At 44.4% G+C, this 17,460-nt stretch carries 18 protein-coding genes; 12 read left to right on the top strand and 6 right to left on the bottom strand.

Annotated features, from left to right (window positions below):
* The first annotated feature begins 28 nt into the window (after window positions 1-28).
* A complete protein-coding gene (suhB, locus tag V7R55_RS11710; protein WP_179984067.1) occupies window positions 29-805 on the top strand; it encodes an inositol-1-monophosphatase in 777 nt (258 codons plus the stop codon).
* Window positions 806-986: 181 nt separating this feature from the next.
* Here the strand turns inward: suhB and secF are convergent, their stop codons facing one another.
* The 6 genes from secF to V7R55_RS11680 all read right to left on the bottom strand — a co-directional run bounded on the left by secF (window position 987) and on the right by V7R55_RS11680 (window position 7,239).
* Entirely contained in the window at window positions 987-1,928 is a 942-nt protein-coding gene (gene secF, locus V7R55_RS11705) for a protein translocase subunit SecF (protein WP_334059633.1), read from the bottom strand.
* 10 nt (window positions 1,929-1,938) lie between these two features.
* Window positions 1,939-3,783, bottom strand: coding sequence for a protein translocase subunit SecD (gene secD, locus V7R55_RS11700; RefSeq protein WP_334059632.1), 1,845 nt, complete (start codon window positions 3,781-3,783; stop codon window positions 1,939-1,941).
* A gap of 55 nt (window positions 3,784-3,838) precedes the next feature.
* A complete protein-coding gene (yajC, locus tag V7R55_RS11695) occupies window positions 3,839-4,174 on the bottom strand; it encodes a preprotein translocase subunit YajC (protein WP_025255932.1) in 336 nt (111 codons plus the stop codon).
* Between the two features lie 24 nt (window positions 4,175-4,198).
* Complete coding sequence (gene tgt / locus V7R55_RS11690; RefSeq protein WP_118493223.1) at window positions 4,199-5,311, bottom strand: tRNA guanosine(34) transglycosylase Tgt; 1,113 nt, start codon at window positions 5,309-5,311, stop codon at window positions 4,199-4,201.
* 174 nt (window positions 5,312-5,485) lie between these two features.
* Window positions 5,486-6,532: a tRNA preQ1(34) S-adenosylmethionine ribosyltransferase-isomerase QueA gene (queA, locus tag V7R55_RS11685; RefSeq protein WP_334059631.1), complete on the bottom strand. Its 1,047-nt coding sequence runs from the start codon at window positions 6,530-6,532 to the stop codon at window positions 5,486-5,488.
* A gap of 434 nt (window positions 6,533-6,966) precedes the next feature.
* A complete protein-coding gene (locus V7R55_RS11680; RefSeq protein WP_334059630.1) occupies window positions 6,967-7,239 on the bottom strand; it encodes a DUF6471 domain-containing protein in 273 nt (90 codons plus the stop codon).
* A 302-nt stretch (window positions 7,240-7,541) separates the two neighbouring features.
* Here V7R55_RS11680 and V7R55_RS11675 point away from each other — a divergent pair, with 302 nt between their 5' ends.
* From V7R55_RS11675 to V7R55_RS11625, 11 genes are all read left to right on the top strand, one after another.
* Window positions 7,542-7,931 (top strand): DUF2170 family protein, encoded by a 390-nt coding sequence (locus V7R55_RS11675; protein ID WP_118493217.1) that lies wholly within the window; start codon window positions 7,542-7,544, stop codon window positions 7,929-7,931.
* 23 nt (window positions 7,932-7,954) lie between these two features.
* Window positions 7,955-8,635, top strand: a complete 681-nt coding sequence (locus V7R55_RS11670) for a PspA/IM30 family protein (protein WP_334059629.1) — start codon at window positions 7,955-7,957, stop codon at window positions 8,633-8,635.
* 147 nt (window positions 8,636-8,782) lie between these two features.
* The gene (locus V7R55_RS11665; RefSeq protein WP_334059628.1) at window positions 8,783-9,838 is read left to right on the top strand and encodes a potassium channel protein; all 1,056 of its coding nucleotides are present in this window, start codon (window positions 8,783-8,785) and stop codon (window positions 9,836-9,838) included.
* An 11-nt stretch (window positions 9,839-9,849) separates the two neighbouring features.
* Window positions 9,850-10,503 (top strand): YjfK family protein, encoded by a 654-nt coding sequence (locus V7R55_RS11660; RefSeq protein ID WP_334059627.1) that lies wholly within the window; start codon window positions 9,850-9,852, stop codon window positions 10,501-10,503.
* A 16-nt stretch (window positions 10,504-10,519) separates the two neighbouring features.
* Window positions 10,520-10,936, top strand: coding sequence for a DUF350 domain-containing protein (locus tag V7R55_RS11655; RefSeq protein ID WP_118493211.1), 417 nt, complete (start codon window positions 10,520-10,522; stop codon window positions 10,934-10,936).
* A gap of 10 nt (window positions 10,937-10,946) precedes the next feature.
* A complete protein-coding gene (locus V7R55_RS11650; protein WP_334059626.1) occupies window positions 10,947-11,615 on the top strand; it encodes a DUF1190 family protein in 669 nt (222 codons plus the stop codon).
* 2 nt (window positions 11,616-11,617) lie between these two features.
* Window positions 11,618-12,784 (top strand): glutathionylspermidine synthase family protein, encoded by a 1,167-nt coding sequence (locus tag V7R55_RS11645; protein WP_334059625.1) that lies wholly within the window; start codon window positions 11,618-11,620, stop codon window positions 12,782-12,784.
* 20 nt (window positions 12,785-12,804) lie between these two features.
* Window positions 12,805-13,344: a rhomboid family intramembrane serine protease gene (locus V7R55_RS11640; RefSeq protein ID WP_334059624.1), complete on the top strand. Its 540-nt coding sequence runs from the start codon at window positions 12,805-12,807 to the stop codon at window positions 13,342-13,344.
* Window positions 13,345-13,390: 46 nt separating this feature from the next.
* Window positions 13,391-14,092 carry a VC0807 family protein gene (locus tag V7R55_RS11635; protein WP_179984079.1) on the top strand — a complete coding sequence of 234 codons (702 nt, stop codon included), beginning with the start codon at window positions 13,391-13,393 and terminating at the stop codon, window positions 14,090-14,092.
* A 327-nt stretch (window positions 14,093-14,419) separates the two neighbouring features.
* Window positions 14,420-15,151, top strand: coding sequence for an ABC transporter ATP-binding protein (locus V7R55_RS11630; RefSeq protein WP_334059623.1), 732 nt, complete (start codon window positions 14,420-14,422; stop codon window positions 15,149-15,151).
* Window positions 15,152-15,214: 63 nt separating this feature from the next.
* Window positions 15,215-17,460, top strand: a 2,246-nt coding sequence (locus tag V7R55_RS11625; RefSeq protein WP_438823592.1) for an FtsX-like permease family protein, incomplete at its 3' end; no start/stop codon positions are given.

Here is a 17,460-nt window from a genome sequence, read left to right as displayed (position 1 = left end):
TTGGTCTTTTACAATTGGTGGTTTATCTATGCATCCTATGCTGAATATTGCGGTGCGCGCTGCGCGTGCGGCTGGAACAGTTATTGTTCGTGGTTTTGAAAAACATAATGAAGTAGCAACAGAGTCAAAAGGTTTAAACGACTTCGTTACACAAGTTGACAAAGAAGCAGAACAAGCGATTATTGCCAAAATTCAGCAGTCTTACCCGAACCATTGCTTTTTAGGTGAAGAAGCGGGTGAAGTTCTAGGCACAGAAACTGACTATCAGTGGATTATCGATCCGCTAGATGGCACCACTAACTTTGTAAAAGGCATTCCTCACTTTGCCGTATCTATTGCACTTCTTCATAAAGGTCGTCTAGATCAAGCAGTTGTATTCGACCCAATCCGCAGTGAATTGTTCACCGCTAGCCGTGGCCAAGGTGCACAGCTTAACGGCTATCGTATTCGCGCTTCTAAGCCACGTGATCTGACTGAGACCATTATTGCTACTGGCCTGCCTTTCAAAAACAAATCTCAATTTGGCGAATACGCTTTGAGCCTAAACAAGATTTTCCACGAAGTGGGCGACATTCGCCGCGCAGGTAGTGCAGCGCTAGACCTTGCTTACGTTGCAGCTGGTCGTCACGACGGTTACTGGGAGCGCGGCATTAAATCTTGGGATATCGCAGCAGGTGAACTTATTGTTCGTGAAGCTGGCGGTTTGGTAACAGACTTTAAAGGTGGTAACGACCCACTTCACAAAGGCGAGATTGTTGCTGGTAGCGTGAAGGTTGTTCAAGGCCTAGTCAAGCACCTTAAGTAAGAAGCACCTTAAGTAAGAAGCACCTTAAGTAAGCTGAACACCTCATACAGCTTAGCAAGTCGGGGAAAACCTCGTTAGATTATTGAATGAAGGCGCTATTAACGGCGCCTTTTTTGTATTCATTTGACATAAAAAAACCGCATCATAAATGCGGTTTTTTGTATGTATCAGACGAACAAGACTAAGGCATAGGATCTAAATCTGCGCCTTCCTTTTCCACTTGTGGTGGCATTAGGTCTTCTTTACTAATACCCAATGCAAGTGCTACTGAACTCGCAATATAAACTGACGAGTAAGTACCTACTACTACACCGAATAACAGCGCAGTGGCGAAACCATGAATAAGCGCACCACCTTTATAGAACAAGGCAACCAATACTAACACCGTGGTTAGTGAGGTGATGATAGTACGGTTAAGGGTTTGCGTTAGTGAGATGTTGATAATCTCAACTGGCTCACCCTTACGGATTTTGCGGAAGTTCTCACGAATACGGTCAGATACAACAATGGTATCGTTAAGTGAATAACCAATTACCGCAAGCACAGCTGCCAGTACCGTTAGGTCGAACTCAATTTGAAGTACCGAGAATAGACCCAGCGTGAGAATTACATCGTGCATTAGCGCCGAAACAGACCCCAAAGCGAAACGCCACTCAAATCGCATTGCCACGTAAACAAGAATACATAACAGTGCGACTAGCATTGCAAGGCCGCCCTGCTCGGTAAGCTCTTCACCAACATTTGGACCGACAAACTCAATACGACGCATATCTACCGCAGTACCATCAGCACGCAGTGCCTCTAGTACCTGCTCGCCAATAGTTACTGCTTTCACACCGTCTCTAGGCGCTATACGAATCAATACGTCTTGGCTACTTCCAAAGTTTTGCACGATAGCATCTTCGAAATTCGATTCATTAAGCTGAACGCGAATGGCTTCTAAATTGGCCGCATCTTCGTAGCCAACTTCGATAAGCGTTCCGCCCGTAAAGTCTAAACCCCAATTAAGGCTATTTACACCCAAAGAAACGAACGAGCCGATAATAAGAATTGTCGACAGCACCATCGCAGGTATGCGAAGGCGCATGAAATTAACGGTTTCGGATAATTTTAATAACTGCATTTTACGCTCCTTAAATCGCTAATTTCTCAAGACGTTTACCACCCCATACTGCGTTAACAATAACGCGAGTAACCAAAATAGCGGTAAACATAGAGGTTGCGATACCAATCATTAGCGTAATAGAGAAGCCTTTAATTGGGCCGGTACCTACTGCAAACAGAATAAGACCAGCAATGAAAGTAGTGATGTTTGCATCCAATATGGTTGAGAAGGCGCTGTCGTAACCCTGATGGATAGCTTGTTGCGGACTGCGCCCTTCACGTAGCTCTTCTCGAATACGCTCGAAAATTAGCACGTTTGCGTCTACCGCCATACCAACGGTTAGAACAATACCTGCCATCCCCGGAAGAGTAAGTGTTGCACCAGGGATCATCGACATAATGCCTACAATCATCACTAGGTTTGTAATAAGTGCAATGTTCGCTACCACACCAAACGCTTTGTAATAAATCAACATGAAAACAAGTACTGCAGCTAGACCATACATAATAGCCTGCATGCCCAGCTCAATGTTTTCTTTACCCAAGCTCGGTCCAACGGTACGCTCTTCAACAATCTGAATTGGTGCAATCAGTGCACCCGCACGAAGTAGCAATGCTAAGTCACGCGCTTCTTTCGGTGAATCAAGACCGGTAATTTGGAATTTGCTGCCAAGCTGCGCACGAATAGTGGCAACTGAGATAACTTGCTCATGCTTTTCGAATACAAGCTTACCGTCGTCATTTCTCTCTCCGGTAGATTTGTACTCGATAAAGACCGTAGCCATTGGCTTGCCAATGTTGCCACGGGTTGAGCGAGACATTTTGTTACCGCCTTCAGAGTCTAGCGAGATATTCACATTTGGAAGACCATATTCATCAACACCGCTATTCGCATCAATAATGTGGCTACCAGTAAGCATAATGCGCTTTTCAAGAAGCTGAGGAATGCCCTGCTGATCTTCTATCACCTGAGAGCCAGGAGGCACACGACCGTTTAAAGCGTCACGGATGTCGTTCTTTTGGTCTACCATGCGAAATTCTAGTGTTGCGGTGGCATTCAGAATTTCTTTCGCACGGGCGGTATCTTGAATACCTGGAAGCTGGACAACAATGCGGTCAGCACCTTGCTTTTGAACGAGAGGCTCAGCAACACCAAGCTGGTTAACACGGTTACGAATAATCGTGATGTTTTGCTTAACCGCGTTGTCGCGAATTTCTTGAAGCTTACTTTCAGCAAAAATAGCGCGAAGGGTTAAGTCATCCACTTGGTTAAAAGTAAGGTCGCGACTTTGATTGCGCAAAAAGAACTCGGCCTTGTCTAGTGTATCTTCATCGCGGAAGGTAATGTCGATATGATCGTCAACTTGCTTTACACCGCGATAGCGAATGCCTTCTTCGCGTAATGAAGTACGAAAACCACCCTCTGCATCTTCAAGAGACTTGGTAATAACCTCGGTCATGTCCACTTCCATTAGGAAGTGAACCCCACCGCGAAGGTCAAGACCTAGCTTCATCGGCGCCCCACCTAATCCTTCAAGCCATTCTGGCGTATCAGGGGCCAGGTTCATAGCAACGTAATAATCATCGCCAAGGGCTTTTTCTAAAGTTTCGCGAGTGATTAGCTGTGTATCAGAATCAGAAACGCGAACTAAAATTTGTTCACCTTCAAACTCAACACGTTTTGGAGAGATGTTTTTTTCACTAAGTGCGGCTTTTACTTGTTCAACAGTGGCATCTGATACCACAGCGTCACGGCCTGCTGAGATTTGTACGGCGTGGTCTTCGCCGTAAATGTTAGGAAGCGCATAAAGTGCACACATCGCAACAACAATGAGCGCACTCAGTACTTTCCAAATAGAGTTTTTGTTTAGCACTGGATAATCCTTTCGTGCCAGTACCGGGAAGCGTCCCGGCCCCGGCGATTGTTACTTACAGTGACTTCATTGTGCCTTTAGGCAGCACAGCAGTTACTGAAGACTTCTGAACAACGATGTTATTTGAATCGTTAAGTGCAACTTCGATGAAATCTTTCTCTTCTGACACTTTAGTGATTTTGCCTACCAAACCACCTTGTGTTAGTACTTCATCGCCTTTTCCTAGTGAAGATACTAGGTTTTTATGCTCTTTCACACGCTTAGCCTGTGGGCGGTAAAGCAAGAAGTAAAAGATTAAACCGAACACAGCTAGCATGATAATCATTTCCATGCCGCCACCTTGCGGCGCACCAGCAGACTGTGCGTAAGCGTTAGAGATAAATAGGCTCATAAAATTCCCCAAATATTATCGTTGTTATAGTGCCGGAACCGGCAACCCTTTTTGTTCATAAAATTCTTGTACAAACTCGTCAAGCGTACCCGCGTCAATCGCATCGCGAAGACCCTGCATCACACGCTGATAGTAACGAAGGTTATGGATGGTGTTTAAGCGCGCACCCAAGATTTCGTTACATTTGTCCAAATGATGTAAATATGAGCGAGAATAGTTTTTACAAGTGTAGCAATCGCAATTCTCATCTAATGGCGAGGTGTCGTTTCTGTGTTTCGCGTTGCGAATTTTAATAACGCCTTCTGTCACGAATAAGTGACCGTTTCGCGCATTACGCGTAGGCATTACACAATCGAACATATCGATACCGCGACGCACAGACTCAACCAAATCTTCTGGTTTACCAACGCCCATTAGATAGCGAGGCTTATCCTCTGGAATTTTAGGCGCAGTGTGGTCGATGATGCGGATCATATCTTCTTTTGGCTCGCCTACAGAAAGACCGCCAATGGCATAGCCATCAAAGCCAATCGCTTCAAGTCCAGCAAGTGACACGTCGCGCAGCCCTTCGTACATACCGCCTTGGATAATACCAAACAGTGCTGCGGGGTTATCGCCGTGAGCTTCTTTACTGCGCTTCGCCCAGCGCAACGACATTTCCATTGAAACCCGCGCTTCTTGTTCAGTAGCAGGGTACGGCGTGCACTCGTCAAAAATCATTACGATGTCAGACCCCAGGTCGCGCTGAACTTCCATCGACTTTTCAGGCGTAAGCAAAATCTTTTCGCCATTGATTGGAGAGCGGAACGTTACGCCTTCTTCGGTAATTTTACGCAAGTCACCCAAACTAAATACTTGGAAGCCACCCGAATCAGTAAGGATAGGCTTATCCCAATTCATGAAATCGTGCAGATCGCCGTGCTGGCGGATAATACCAGTACCAGGACGTAGCATTAGGTGAAAGGTATTTCCAAGACAGATGTGTGCACCGCTGTCTTTTAATTCTTCAGGGGTCATTCCCTTTACGGTACCGTATGTACCTACGGGCATGAACGCTGGAGTTTCAACAACACCGCGTTCGAACACCAAACGGCCGCGTCGCGCTCGACCTTCGGTTTTTAACAACTCAAATTGCATGTGAAAGCATTCCCACTTTAGGTGCGCATTTGCGCTGGGTATAAAAATAAATTGGCGGCGATTATACCAGTAATTTGGCTGAGATCATGCCCTGTATCTATGTTTATCTGTAACTAGGCTAGAAAGCCCTGAAAAACCCCCATTTAACCACCCAATGTCCTTGGGCGAATGTGTTTAGGCGCGCTCAATAAACATAGAATCACCATAGCTAAAGAATCGATATTCTTTTTCTATCGCTTCTTGGTAGGCATTCATCACGTTATCTTTCCCGGCAAATGCGCTAATTAGCATCATCAACGTGGACTCTGGAAGATGGAAGTTAGTGAACATTGCGTCTACCACTTTAAACTCAAAACCAGGGTAGATAAAGATTTCTGTGTCTTCGTTAAAGGCCGCGATAATTTCTTTATCACCGCGTTCGGCACTCGCTTTAGCTGCCGACTCTAACGAGCGAACTGAAGTCGTTCCCACTGCAATAACTCGGTTTCCATTAGCTTTGGTCGATAGCACTGCATCAACAACCTCGGGCGGTACTTCTGCAAACTCTGCATGCATCTTATGCTCTTGTATATTGTCCACACGCACCGGTTGGAACGTACCCGCACCTACGTGCAGAGTCACAAAAGCCAAGTTCACGCCTTTCTCTTTTAACGCTTCTAAAATAGCGTCGTCAAAATGAAGTCCTGCGGTTGGTGCTGCAACAGCGCCTGGCTTTTGGTTATAAACAGTTTGATAGCGTTCTTTGTCTGAGTTTTCATCGGGACGGTCGATATAAGGAGGTAGGGGCATATGACCGTGGGCTTCCAGTAGAGATAGCACAGTTTCCTCGTGATCGAACTGCAAAATAAACAGCGCATCGTCTCGTCCTGTAACCGTCACATTCACTTTTTCTTCGAGAATAAGCTTGGTTCCGGGTTTAGGTGCCTTGCTCGCGCGAACATGTGCCAGCGCAGTATTGTCTGACGTAATACGCTCAATAAGCACTTCTACTTGTCCGCCAGTCTCTTTTTTACCAAGTAAACGCGCAGGAATAACCCGCGTATTATTGAACACCAAGAGGTCGCCAGGCTCTACAAATTTCAGCATGTCAGCAAACATGGTGTGCGCCACACTGCCAGTCTTCCCGTCTAGGTGTAACAAGCGACTCGCTGTGCGTTGCTGCGTCGGGTATTTGGCGATAAGTTTTTCCGGTAGCTCGAAGCTAAAATCTGATAGTTTCATAAATACAACTGATTAACGGTGTTAGAGTTAGACAAAAGTATGATTTTAAGCATTATTTAAGTTAAAACTAAAGACTAATAAAAATAGAACCCCAAATTAAAAACGACTCAATATAAAAATAAAATCACTATTTTTTCAATGCTTTGAAATTTTGCGTATATTTTAGAATAACCTTATATTAGACAGCATACGTACAATAAAGCGTATTAAATAGCACTTAAAACCTTAAACGGTTAAGATACCTGCAGATAGTGATGATGTTCTCCCATAAACATTCCTTATCATTCGTACCCAGCACGTGCTGGGTATTTTTTTATCTGCTTATTTTCTCCACCTGCTCTCGCTTACTGCAACCTTGTTGCGAAGCCTGGATCCTTATTTTGCAGGTTGGTTGTATATCAATATCTTATTCCGCTGGCATTTTACGCTGTTTATCACTGAAGATCAGTTAAGATTTCTTCTAATAGCGAAGCATCCAAAGGCCGAGCTTTAAGCACGTATAAAATCTGAAGTAACAAATCGGCCCCCATGATACCTTTATTCACTTTATTTCTTAGGTTATCAGCGCTTTGTTCTACACCAATCTCTTCAAGCCTTTGGCTTAGCGCTTGATATTTTACGCCGCGCACAGACATTTCAGACTTCACGACTCTTGCTACCGTTTGCCGCCATGCATTCTTTGCACTCTGCGTATTTCGTGTATTCACACAGCCTCCAAAATCCACACAAATGTGATATATATTTTACAAAAACACACTTTTTTACACTTATAGCATGCATTTAATGTTGACGATTATGGCACAATAGGTCTACACTGCAAGTCAAGATATTGGCGAAAACGTAAATAGTCGTTACAGTAACTGTGGTTGTTTTCACAGCAACGCTTACTACGCTCGATTTTAAATGTCGCGTTTAAATAGCGTTTTAAGACTAGGCGATGCTCAATAAGGCACCACATTCACGACATTCGTTTTCAACATTATCGCTTTAATAACTAAAGGAGAAAGGTATGAGCTGGGAACTGGAAAGCATCGAAGCCTTATTTAAAGAGCACGATGACTTTGTGGTAACACATGAGGAAAACTGCTTACTTATTGCTAATCAAGACGGCATCGATGCATGGCTTGCAATAAGCGGTGAGCAAATTTTGGTAGAAAGCCTTTTGTTTGCTGCATCGGAAGTAAAAGATAAGCCTGCGCTTGACCATGAAATACTGTCTACCCATATGGTGTTTCCTCTCACTACGGTAGGTATTTCAAATATTGGTGGCGAAGAATACTACACTGCCTTTGGTGCGCTAAGTGCCCAGTCAAAAGCCGAAAGTATTGTTATTGAAGTCGAAACCCTGTTTCAGAATGTTGCATCTTTCTTAGATGCCTACGAAACACACCTTAACTAAATTTACTTCTTAAGGAGAAGCGAATGTCAGTGTGGAAAAAACTTATTACTGCAGTAAAAGGTGGTGCTACCGAAGCTGCGCAGTCTGTTGCAGACAGTCAGGCTATTCGAATTTTGGAACAAGAAATCAGAGAAGCCAAAGAAGAACTACGCAAGTCTGATCATGCCCGCACGCAGATTTTGGCGAAATGTAAACTTTCACAACAAAAAGTAGATAGCTTTAACTCGTCAATAGCTGAGTATGAAGAGCATGCGCGTAAAGCGATAGATAACGACCGTCAGCTTGCCCTTGACTGTGCACAAAAAGTGTCAGAGTTGAAAGAAGAACGTGAGCAAGAACAAACTTACCTTGATCAGTTCAAACAGTCTGAAAAGCAGTTGGCCCATAACATTCAGCAAGCTAAAGCGAATTTGCGCCGCTTAGAGCAGCAAGTGGATATGGTCAAAGCCACTGAAAGCGTTCAAAAAGCACAGGTTGCAGTATCTTCACGCCACATGGGCGCGAACAGTAAAATGAAGACAGCTACTGAGTCTTTATCTCGCATTCAGGATAAGCAAAAGATGCGAAACGCGGAACTTCAAGCAGCCGAGGAACTGGCTAGCGAGGAGTCGAGCAGCGACTTAGAAAAACGCCTAGCAGAAGCGGGCATCAAAGGGGGTAAAACCTCAGCCGATGACGAGCTAGCTCGAATTCTAGGCAAGTAAGTTAAAGGATGGGAGCTAAAGGCTCCCATTTTTAATTCTTGTTACAATAATTCCTTGCATAATTCGCCAGATAACAACGACCTAATCTAGACAAATCAAGTACTTCAAGGCAGAGTAAGGACACGCATAACAAGGGCTGTTTGTTTTATGTCACCATGGATTAAACTGCGAAAAATCATGCTGCAATACTTTGCAGAGTCCCGCTGGTACACCATTGTCGGTGCGACCGCGTTTTACGCAGTAACAAGCTATTGGCTTCTTTTCGCTGCAGGCGAACACGACTTAATTGCTAAAACCGATTTTGTCTACTGGTTGGCGGTCACTGCTTCAACGGTAGGTTATGGCGATCTCTCTCCCGTCACACCAGCGGGAAAATTAATTGTTGCGCTATATGTCATACCGCTTGGTTTGAGTATTTTCGCCATGGTGATTGGCCGAATTGCAGCTTGGGTTTCTTTAACGTGGAAGAAAGGATTGTTGGGTATGAATAGCTTGATGCTTAATGAACATATCTTGGTGATTGGTTGGAATGAGCAGCGCACCATGATGCTGCTTGACTTAATTCTTCAAGAACGAGATGCAATGTCTGAACGCCCTGACATTGTACTTTGCGTAAAAGCTGATATCACCAACCCCATGCCCGGCGTCATTGAATTTGTAAAAGTAGATTCGTTCAACAAAGACGAAGATATGGACCGCGCTTGTGTAAGCTCTGCCAAAACTATTGTAATCGATAACCCCCAAGATGATGTCACCATGACTACTGCGCTGTATTGTACCAAGCGCAACCCTGATGCTCATCAAGTGGCCTATTTCGACGATGACAGCTTAGTAAGTTTGCTTCAGGACCACTGCCCTAAAGTAGAATGCACACCGAGCGTGGCAATAGAAATGCTGGTCAAAGCTGCATTTGATCCAGGTTCCAGTATGCTTCATCACGACTTGCTAAGTATTGATGAAGGGCAAGCACAATTTTCGGTGAAAATACCTGAAAATAGCCAAGCGATTTCCGTTGCCAAGTTGTTTATCAATTTAAAGCGTAAACACGACGCCATCTTTATCGGTTATGCACCCAATGGCCTTGTAAAGGAAATGGTGGTAAACCCGCCGTTAGACGCTACGTTAAACCCAGGTGATACCTTGTTTTACATCGCTGAGCGACGCATTAATGCAATAAACTGGTCTTCACTGGACGCTGATTAAGAGGCGTAAACATGTTTAGTAAACTATTTAAAAAATCAGAACCTATTAAGAAAACAGAACCTAAGTCACCAGAGATAATGGGGCTGTATTTAGGTGGTTCTTTCGAGTTAGATAACTTAAAACTCTCCTTATTAGAGCCCGAGTTAACCATCGAGGGCGCAGCACGTTCTCAGTTAATTCAAGCGGTAGGTGAAGCCCCGTTGGATACTGGCGGCACCCTACTTCGTTTTTATACTGACGATGATGGATTTTTACAGGTGGTGACCGATGGAGGCCTATCAGAGAACCACATCACAGACGTAAAACTGTGGCACTTTTACGAAACAAAAACCATTGGCAACACGGCCCAGTGGAATGAGTGTTTGAAAAACGTTATCAGTCAGCCTACCTATGAGCTTGAGGGCAAGGTATATACCCGTGTATGGGGGGCTGTGGGCGACGAATCACCGCCGGTTGCGGTAACAGAAACGACCTACGAAGAAGATGGTGATGTCAGTAAAACAGATCAGTTTATGATGTTATACGAACGGCCCATCAGTAACGATAGAGTTGAGACCTTGCTCGTTGTTGGTGAAGAAAAACAAGTGGGTAACAATTTAGACAGATGCTTAGTGATTTCTACAGGCTTCGATGTTGAGCCTGCAGATATTACGATAAACGGTTAATAAAAAAGGAATGACTATGGATACCATTATGCACTCTTTGGCCGGCTTGGATAACTTCGCGCTGTACTTTGGCTTATCGATTGTTTTCTTGTTTATCTTCAAATTGGTGTACGCCTTGGTTACACCTCATGATGAATGGAAGCTGGTAAAAGAAGAGAAAAATGTAGCAGCAGCTATCGGATTTGGTGGTGCTATTATCGGTTTTGCTATAGCCCTTGGCAGCGCGGCCTCAAACTCTGTTGCCGTGGTCGATTTTGCTATTTGGGCGCTCGTTGCTGTTGTTGCTCAATCTCTTGCGTTTGCCATATTGCGTTTCAGCTTTATGCCCAAAATCGCAGAGCGCATAAATAATAATGAAGTCTCTGCAGGTGTTATGCTTGCCAGTATGTCCATTGCCGTAGGCTTACTAAACGCCGCTTGCATGACCTATTAAGGGGGCAGCAATGACTGATAAAAGTAACCTAGAACGCGAAGTTGTTGATAACCAGCAAAGTGAGCGACCTGTTATGAAGCGCACTAAGCATATTAACCTTAACAGTATGCGTAAAGGTTTTAACGTTAAGCCTTTAGCGTTAGGCGTGGCTAGCGTCATCCTTAGTGGTTGTGGCGCTGAAAAAGAAGATGCGACTATTTACACGTCGCTAGAAGACTGTAAGCAAGACTTTCCAGATGCGGTAGAGCGCTGTGAAGCTGCCTATCAGACAGCGGTGGATGAGGCTATGCGCACCAGTCCACGCTTTAGTTCTGAATATGACTGTGAGCACGAGTTTGGCCCTAATCAGTGCCAATACGTAAACAACAGCAACGGCAGCTTTTTCATGCCTTTCATGGCAGGCTATATGGTGAGCTCTTTACTTTCACCAAGTCGCTACTACTCGCAACCCTTATATACCTCCTATTCATACAATTCACCGTTTCGTTCACGGTGGATAACCGCAGACGGCTATGTATTTGATGGCGATATTCGTAAAAGAAAATATCGTGTAAATAAAGACGTTTATAAACCTAAGCCTACCGTGAACCGCACAATGAAACGGGGCGGTTTTGGCAGCAGTGTGCGCGCTAAATCATCTTGGGGTAGCAGCAGCCGTAAAGGCGGCTGGGGCGGATAAGAATGTTTAGAATGCCTTGCCAGCCTCGTAAGGGCTGGCAGCAGTTGGCCAATGAGTTTGGTTTTCATTTTCACACCATGTACGGCGAGCCGTATTGGGATGAAAGCGCCTACTACCAATTCACACTTGCGCAAATTGAAAACGACATTGAAGACCCCACTGCCGAATTACATCAAATGTGCTTGGCAGTTACCGAAGACGTGGTTAATAGTGAGGAATTACTCACTCGCTTTTGCATCCCCGAGCAGCATTGGGATTTAGTGCGTAATAGCTGGAACGAAAGAGACCCAAGTTTATACTCTCGCCTTGACCTTGTTTATAGCGGCAAAGGACCAGCAAAACTTCTTGAAAACAATGCAGATACGCCCACCAGCCTGTATGAATCCGGTTTTTGGCAATGGCTGTGGCTTTCGCAAAATGTCGATGCAGGCAAACTTGCTCTGCATGCTGATCAATTTAATAGCCTGCAAGAAAAGTTAGTCCATCGCTTTCGTGAAATTGCCTTGCACTACAACATAAATCAACTGCATATGGCGTGCTGCAAAGATACCGTTGAAGACCGCGGAACCGTGCAATATCTTCAAGACTGCGCTATAGAGGCAGGGCTTTTGGCTGACTTTGTGTTTATTGAAGATATTGGGTTAGCAGACACTGGCGTTTTTACTGACCTTCAAGATGCCCCTATTACTGATTGTTTTAAGCTTTACCCTTGGGAATTTATGCTGCGCGAAGAGTTTGGCGATGTGTTAGAAGACGCCCAAGTTAATTGGTTGGAGCCCGCGTGGAAATCGATTATTTCAAATAAAGCGCTGCTTCCCCAGCTTTGGAAAAAGTTTGAAGGTCACCCCAACCTACTTCCCGCTTATTTTTCAGACGAAACAAATACAAAGAGTCTGTCTGGTAAGTGGATTAAAAAGCCCCTCTTTTCTCGAGAGGGAGCCAACGTATCAATTATCGAAAGTGGCGTTGAGAGCGTTTTGAGTGATGGCCCTTACGGTGAAGAAGGTTTTATTGTTCAAGCTTTTGAACCATTGCCCGTTTTTGAAGGTAATCATACGCTTATAGGTAGTTGGTTAGTAGATGACATGCCAGCGGGTATTTCGGTAAGAGAAGATGCCTCAGCGATAACCCAAGATCTTTCTCGCTACCTTCCCCATATTATTTTGTAATTTATTTAAGGGGCCTTTCTATGAAGCCGCTTTCATTTCAAATTCGCGTACTGCTAACGTTGGGCGCACTTTTAATCGTAATAGAAGTAGCAAATCTACTTACTGGCAATGCACTTAATCAGTTTGGTGTGGTGCCTCGTACCCTATCAACTCTGCCTTATATTTTTACTGCACCTTTTCTTCATGGAACGCCGACTCACTTAATGGCAAACCTTGTTCCCCTTTTGCTATTTATGTGGCTCACCATGCAATGGGGTAAACGTACCTTTTTTATCGCAACATTAAGCGCACTGCTTATAGGTGGCTTAGGCGTATGGCTGTTTGGCAGAACCGCCACCCATATCGGCGCGAGCGGCATGGTATATGGCTATTTCGGCTTCCTTGTGCTGGCAGGTTTTAGAAGTAACAAAGTGCGGTATTTGCTCATTTCACTAGTAGTTGCAGCGCTATACGGAGGGATGCTCGTTGGTGTGCTTCCCACATCAAAATTTATTTCCTTTGAATATCATCTGTTTGGATTTATTGGCGGCTTATTTGCTGCATGGCACTGGGCACGCTAATTACTTTCCGTATAATTGGCTTTAAGATAAGACGTTAATAAAAGATATGTCAGCAGTACAAGAACCTACACAAAAGAATCAAGGCTTTTTCGGCAACCTCGCGTTTAACATTGTTATTCCCGTGGTGTTAATGAGTTATGCGAGTTCAGAAGATTACCTAGGGCCGGCTTGGAGTATCGTAGCCGCACTTAGCTTCCCCATTGGCTATGGTTTATGGGACCTGAAAGAATCGGGAAAGGTAAACGGTTTTTCTGTTCTTGGGATTATCAGCGTGTTACTTACTGGTGGGTTTAGCTTACTTAAATTGCCAGCAGAGTATATTGCGATTAAAGAAGCGGCCATTCCGGGCATTATCGGTATAGCGGTGTTAGTGACCCAATACACTAATAAACCCCTGGTCAAAATGCTTATCCTTAACGACCAGATCATAAACTGGCCTCACCTCAATCAGGTGTTGGATGCCAAGGGAAAGCAGCCAGAATTTAAAAAGAAGGTTGCGGTAAGCTCTTATATTGTTGCGAGTTCATTTTTCCTCTCTTCTGCACTTAACTACATTTTGGCAAAGATGATTTTGGTCAGTGAGCCGGGCACGACGGCATATACTGAAGAGTTAGGCCGAATGACAGCGCTTAGCTACCCGGTTATTGTGATCCCAAGTATGATTTTGCTTATTGCCGCGCTTTGGTATTTATTTGCACAAATCAAAAAAATCACTGGCGAAGAACTCGATAACTTCATAAATCAGTAAGAATATTGGTGAAGGGGCTTAACGCCCCTTTTTAAATTCGAAGTGCCCATGCCCTGAGCTACCTTGAGTGTAACCGAATTTAGATACCCCCGTGTCTTTTGAAACACACAAGACACCCAAAATTTTTATGGCGCATTCGCACATGGAATTTTCTCATCGCTTTTTAACCAAAAAGCGCATGCCTTACGTATACTTCAATAATGAAATTAATTGGTTTCGTCGGGACATTTTAAATTTTATACCAACCCGCATAGCTTATATTTCAAGCTATGACATGTTAAAACCGACATTTTTAGACCAAAACGGTTCAAGTCAAAACGCTGACCTATGCTGACAATAAAAGAGTTAAAAAAATCGTTTTCGAGGGCAGAAGCGCCGCTCATAAACAGTCTTAACCTGACTGTAAACCCAGGCGAATCTGTGAGCATACAGGGTGCTTCTGGGTGTGGTAAGTCTACTTTGCTATCGCTTATTGCTGGGTTTGAAAGCCCTGATAGCGGTGATATCGCGGTAAATGGGTTAGCAATTGCTAGTGATGGCAACCATGGTGATAACACTCAGACCAGAGACATTGATAAATTTCGCAGACAGCATTTAGGTATTGTATTTCAAAGCTTTAACCTGTTTGACTGCTTCAATGCCTGGGACAACGTTGCCTTTACCGCAAGGCTAAAAGGTAATTTTGACAAAAGCTATCAATTAGCATTAATGAAGCAACTCGGAATTTTACCCTTAGCGCAAAAGCCGCTAAGCCAATTATCTGGAGGCGAACAGCAGCGCTGTGCTATAGCCCGAGCATTAGTACATCGCCCCGCGCTTATTTTAGCTGACGAACCCACCGGCAACTTGGATGAGACCACCAGCGAGACCGTGTCAGACCTACTCTTTGAAACCTGTAGAGAAGCCAATACTTCCCTTGTTGTAGTTACCCATAGTCAAGACGTCGCGGTAAAAGCGGATTCTGTTTTGCGGCTTCATAAAGGCATACTGGAAGAGGCAAAGCCTGAGCGTATGAATAGCGCCCCTGTTTCACCGCATATCTCAGCAAACGAGCTTTAAGGCGGTGATGTTTAACCATATGGGTATTCTTAAAATTAAACCCCATAATAGAGAGAAAGCGCCTTGCTACGCACTTTATTGCTAAGCCTCTCTAGCCTTCTCGCAATGGCAAGACATAGACCGTGGGAACCCTTGCTCATTATGGTCGCAATAGTTTTGGCCAATGCCGGGCTTGTTACCGTTTTGTTGATAAACGAAGGCGCGACACAGGGTGAACTATTGCAGTCTAATCAAGGTCTTTTGGCTAACAGTATCATCACCCCAGTCGACAGCGGTGCACAGCTTAAACTAGGTAAAGACTCGCAAGACAGCGTTAAACATGAGCGTTCCTCACATAAGAGCTTTGTACAAGAGCAGGCCCCGCATCAGCGCTTTAATCATGAAGGCTTTACTAAGGAAGATTATGTCACCCTTCGCCGGCATGGCTTTACTCAGCTTATAGCTATATCTGAACGCAGCATTACCCTTTCATGCGTTGGTGAGAAAGCGACACCAATTACGCTCAAGTTGCTTGGCGTTGATACCCAGCCTCTTCTAGGAAGTACCTTTCGAGCTACTGATGAAAACACTTCGCTATCGTCTCTTTCTTTGGGAGCTGGAGAAAGTAAGCAAGCTTCTGCTGCTCGAATATTACGTGCTAATTCTACGGGTACCTTTTCCGTGAACGGGCTACTTCACCCGGTTACAAATGCCAAACTAAGCTGTCACAATACGCTAAATAAGGACCATAAAGACTCGACGCATCCCCCGCAATGGCCTGCAACGGTTAATGCTTATGTCAGCAGCCTTGTGCCACAAGATACGATTTTGGTCTCTATTGATGACTTTTATAAAGGAGGGATAAGCCCTTCTTACAGCAAAAATAGTAAAGACAATGCCCTCAGCAAAGATAATACCCAGCCTGGCGCTAATGATATTTCAAATCAGCAAAAAAGTTTTGTACCACTCGCTGGCCTAGTAGCTCTCTCGCCGCTTTCCGAACAAGACCTTGAGACAATAGAAGCATTACTTGGGATAGCGGTTAAACAATCAAGTAACAACAATGACAATGATACCGGCTCGTTACCGGATAGCTTTAGATTGAACCTGTGGGCAATGAGCGCGCTTATGGGCCTGGTATCACTTTTTATAGTGTTGAACGCGCTAAACTTGATGTATCGCACACGTTTACCCAACGTAATTCGATTACGACAGCTAGGCATATCAAAACGCGTATTAGGTGGGGCACTCTTTGTTGAGCTGCTGATTTACTGCGTGATCAGTATTCCAATAGGCATGTTTATTGGTTTTCAAGCCGCATCGATGTTATCGCCGGTAATAAGTGGTACCTTCACATCTTTGTTTAACGCCGTATTTATTACCCCTGACGTCAACCTCCTTTTTATTTTTGGATTCGCGTTAATAACGACTTTTACATCCTTAGTCGTTTTCTCTTTAGCTTCTATCGTTAAGCTTTCAAATGCGTTAACTGTGCGCCCCGCTAAAAAGAAAATGATGCGGCAATGGACTGCAGGCCTTGTATCAGCAGCGGCGTTGGGTTTTCTATTTATTACTGAAGCCTTTGTTACCTCTGCGGCTTCTGCTCTATTTTTTGTTGCATTGTTACTACTTACAAGCTGCGGACTTGTGCTTCTGTGGCTACCCATCGTAGCAAAACTACTTAGCGCATTTGTGCCACGACAATGGCCTGTATTTCATTACGTGATTGCTAATATGCACTTGTTGTCTAGCAAGACACGTCTTGCTGTTTGCGCATTTTTCATTGCCTTAACAGCAAATATCGGCATGAATACCATGACCGACAGCTTTAGAAGTGCAACGGAGCAATGGTTAAATCAAAGGCTTTACGCGCCTTTCTACCTTTATACCGACGCGCCACTTAGCAATATAGAATCACTATCGGACAATTCACTATCACCATTGGCCGTAACGCCTTTGCTAAAAGCTGACGGTAATGTGTTACGTTTAAATGGCACAGAAGAAGTTAGTAAAGTAAATGCCCTCCCGCCTACTTACATTTCTATTAGTAGCTACCCTGTTCACCAAAGTGGTCAAGAGGGTCTGGTCCTCGATAGTGTGATAAAAAATGACCTTAGTGCAGCTTGGCGGGCGTTCGAAGAAGGGAAAGGGGTATTTATTAATCAGCAACTCGCCTTCGCGATTAATGCTGAATTAGGTGACACGCTAAATATAGCTGATATAAGGTTTTCTAAAGCTATAGATGGAAGTAGTTCGAACGTTACTCAACCCACAAACCCAACAACCGTTCAGGCTGAGGGGACAAAAGCCAGTTCTGTCAACAACTTGCC

Source organism: Alteromonas sp. S005, from assembly GCF_036864475.1.
Lineage (GTDB): Bacteria > Pseudomonadota > Gammaproteobacteria > Enterobacterales > Alteromonadaceae > Alteromonas.
This window is presented reverse-complemented; position numbering and strand designations above follow the sequence as displayed.

What these genes read in the sequence shown, in the direction of transcription:
- V7R55_RS11640 (WP_334059624.1), top strand. Translation starts at nt 12,805, where the DNA reads ATGAAGCCGCTTTCATTTCAAATTCGCGTACTGCTAACGTTGGGCGCA.
- V7R55_RS11670 (WP_334059629.1), top strand. Translation starts at nt 7,955, where the DNA reads ATGTCAGTGTGGAAAAAACTTATTACTGCAGTAAAAGGTGGTGCTACC.
- V7R55_RS11635 (WP_179984079.1), top strand. Translation starts at nt 13,391, where the DNA reads ATGTCAGCAGTACAAGAACCTACACAAAAGAATCAAGGCTTTTTCGGC.
- yajC (WP_025255932.1), bottom strand. Translation starts at nt 4,174, where the DNA reads ATGAGCCTATTTATCTCTAACGCTTACGCACAGTCTGCTGGTGCGCCG.
- tgt (WP_118493223.1), bottom strand. Translation starts at nt 5,311, where the DNA reads ATGCAATTTGAGTTGTTAAAAACCGAAGGTCGAGCGCGACGCGGCCGT.
- V7R55_RS11650 (WP_334059626.1), top strand. Translation starts at nt 10,947, where the DNA reads ATGACTGATAAAAGTAACCTAGAACGCGAAGTTGTTGATAACCAGCAA.
- queA (WP_334059631.1), bottom strand. Translation starts at nt 6,532, where the DNA reads ATGAAACTATCAGATTTTAGCTTCGAGCTACCGGAAAAACTTATCGCC.
- secF (WP_334059633.1), bottom strand. Translation starts at nt 1,928, where the DNA reads ATGCAGTTATTAAAATTATCCGAAACCGTTAATTTCATGCGCCTTCGC.
- V7R55_RS11675 (WP_118493217.1), top strand. Translation starts at nt 7,542, where the DNA reads ATGAGCTGGGAACTGGAAAGCATCGAAGCCTTATTTAAAGAGCACGAT.
- suhB (WP_179984067.1), top strand. Translation starts at nt 29, where the DNA reads ATGCATCCTATGCTGAATATTGCGGTGCGCGCTGCGCGTGCGGCTGGA.
- V7R55_RS11645 (WP_334059625.1), top strand. Translation starts at nt 11,618, where the DNA reads ATGTTTAGAATGCCTTGCCAGCCTCGTAAGGGCTGGCAGCAGTTGGCC.
- V7R55_RS11655 (WP_118493211.1), top strand. Translation starts at nt 10,520, where the DNA reads ATGGATACCATTATGCACTCTTTGGCCGGCTTGGATAACTTCGCGCTG.
- V7R55_RS11660 (WP_334059627.1), top strand. Translation starts at nt 9,850, where the DNA reads ATGTTTAGTAAACTATTTAAAAAATCAGAACCTATTAAGAAAACAGAA.
- V7R55_RS11630 (WP_334059623.1), top strand. Translation starts at nt 14,420, where the DNA reads ATGCTGACAATAAAAGAGTTAAAAAAATCGTTTTCGAGGGCAGAAGCG.
- V7R55_RS11665 (WP_334059628.1), top strand. Translation starts at nt 8,783, where the DNA reads ATGTCACCATGGATTAAACTGCGAAAAATCATGCTGCAATACTTTGCA.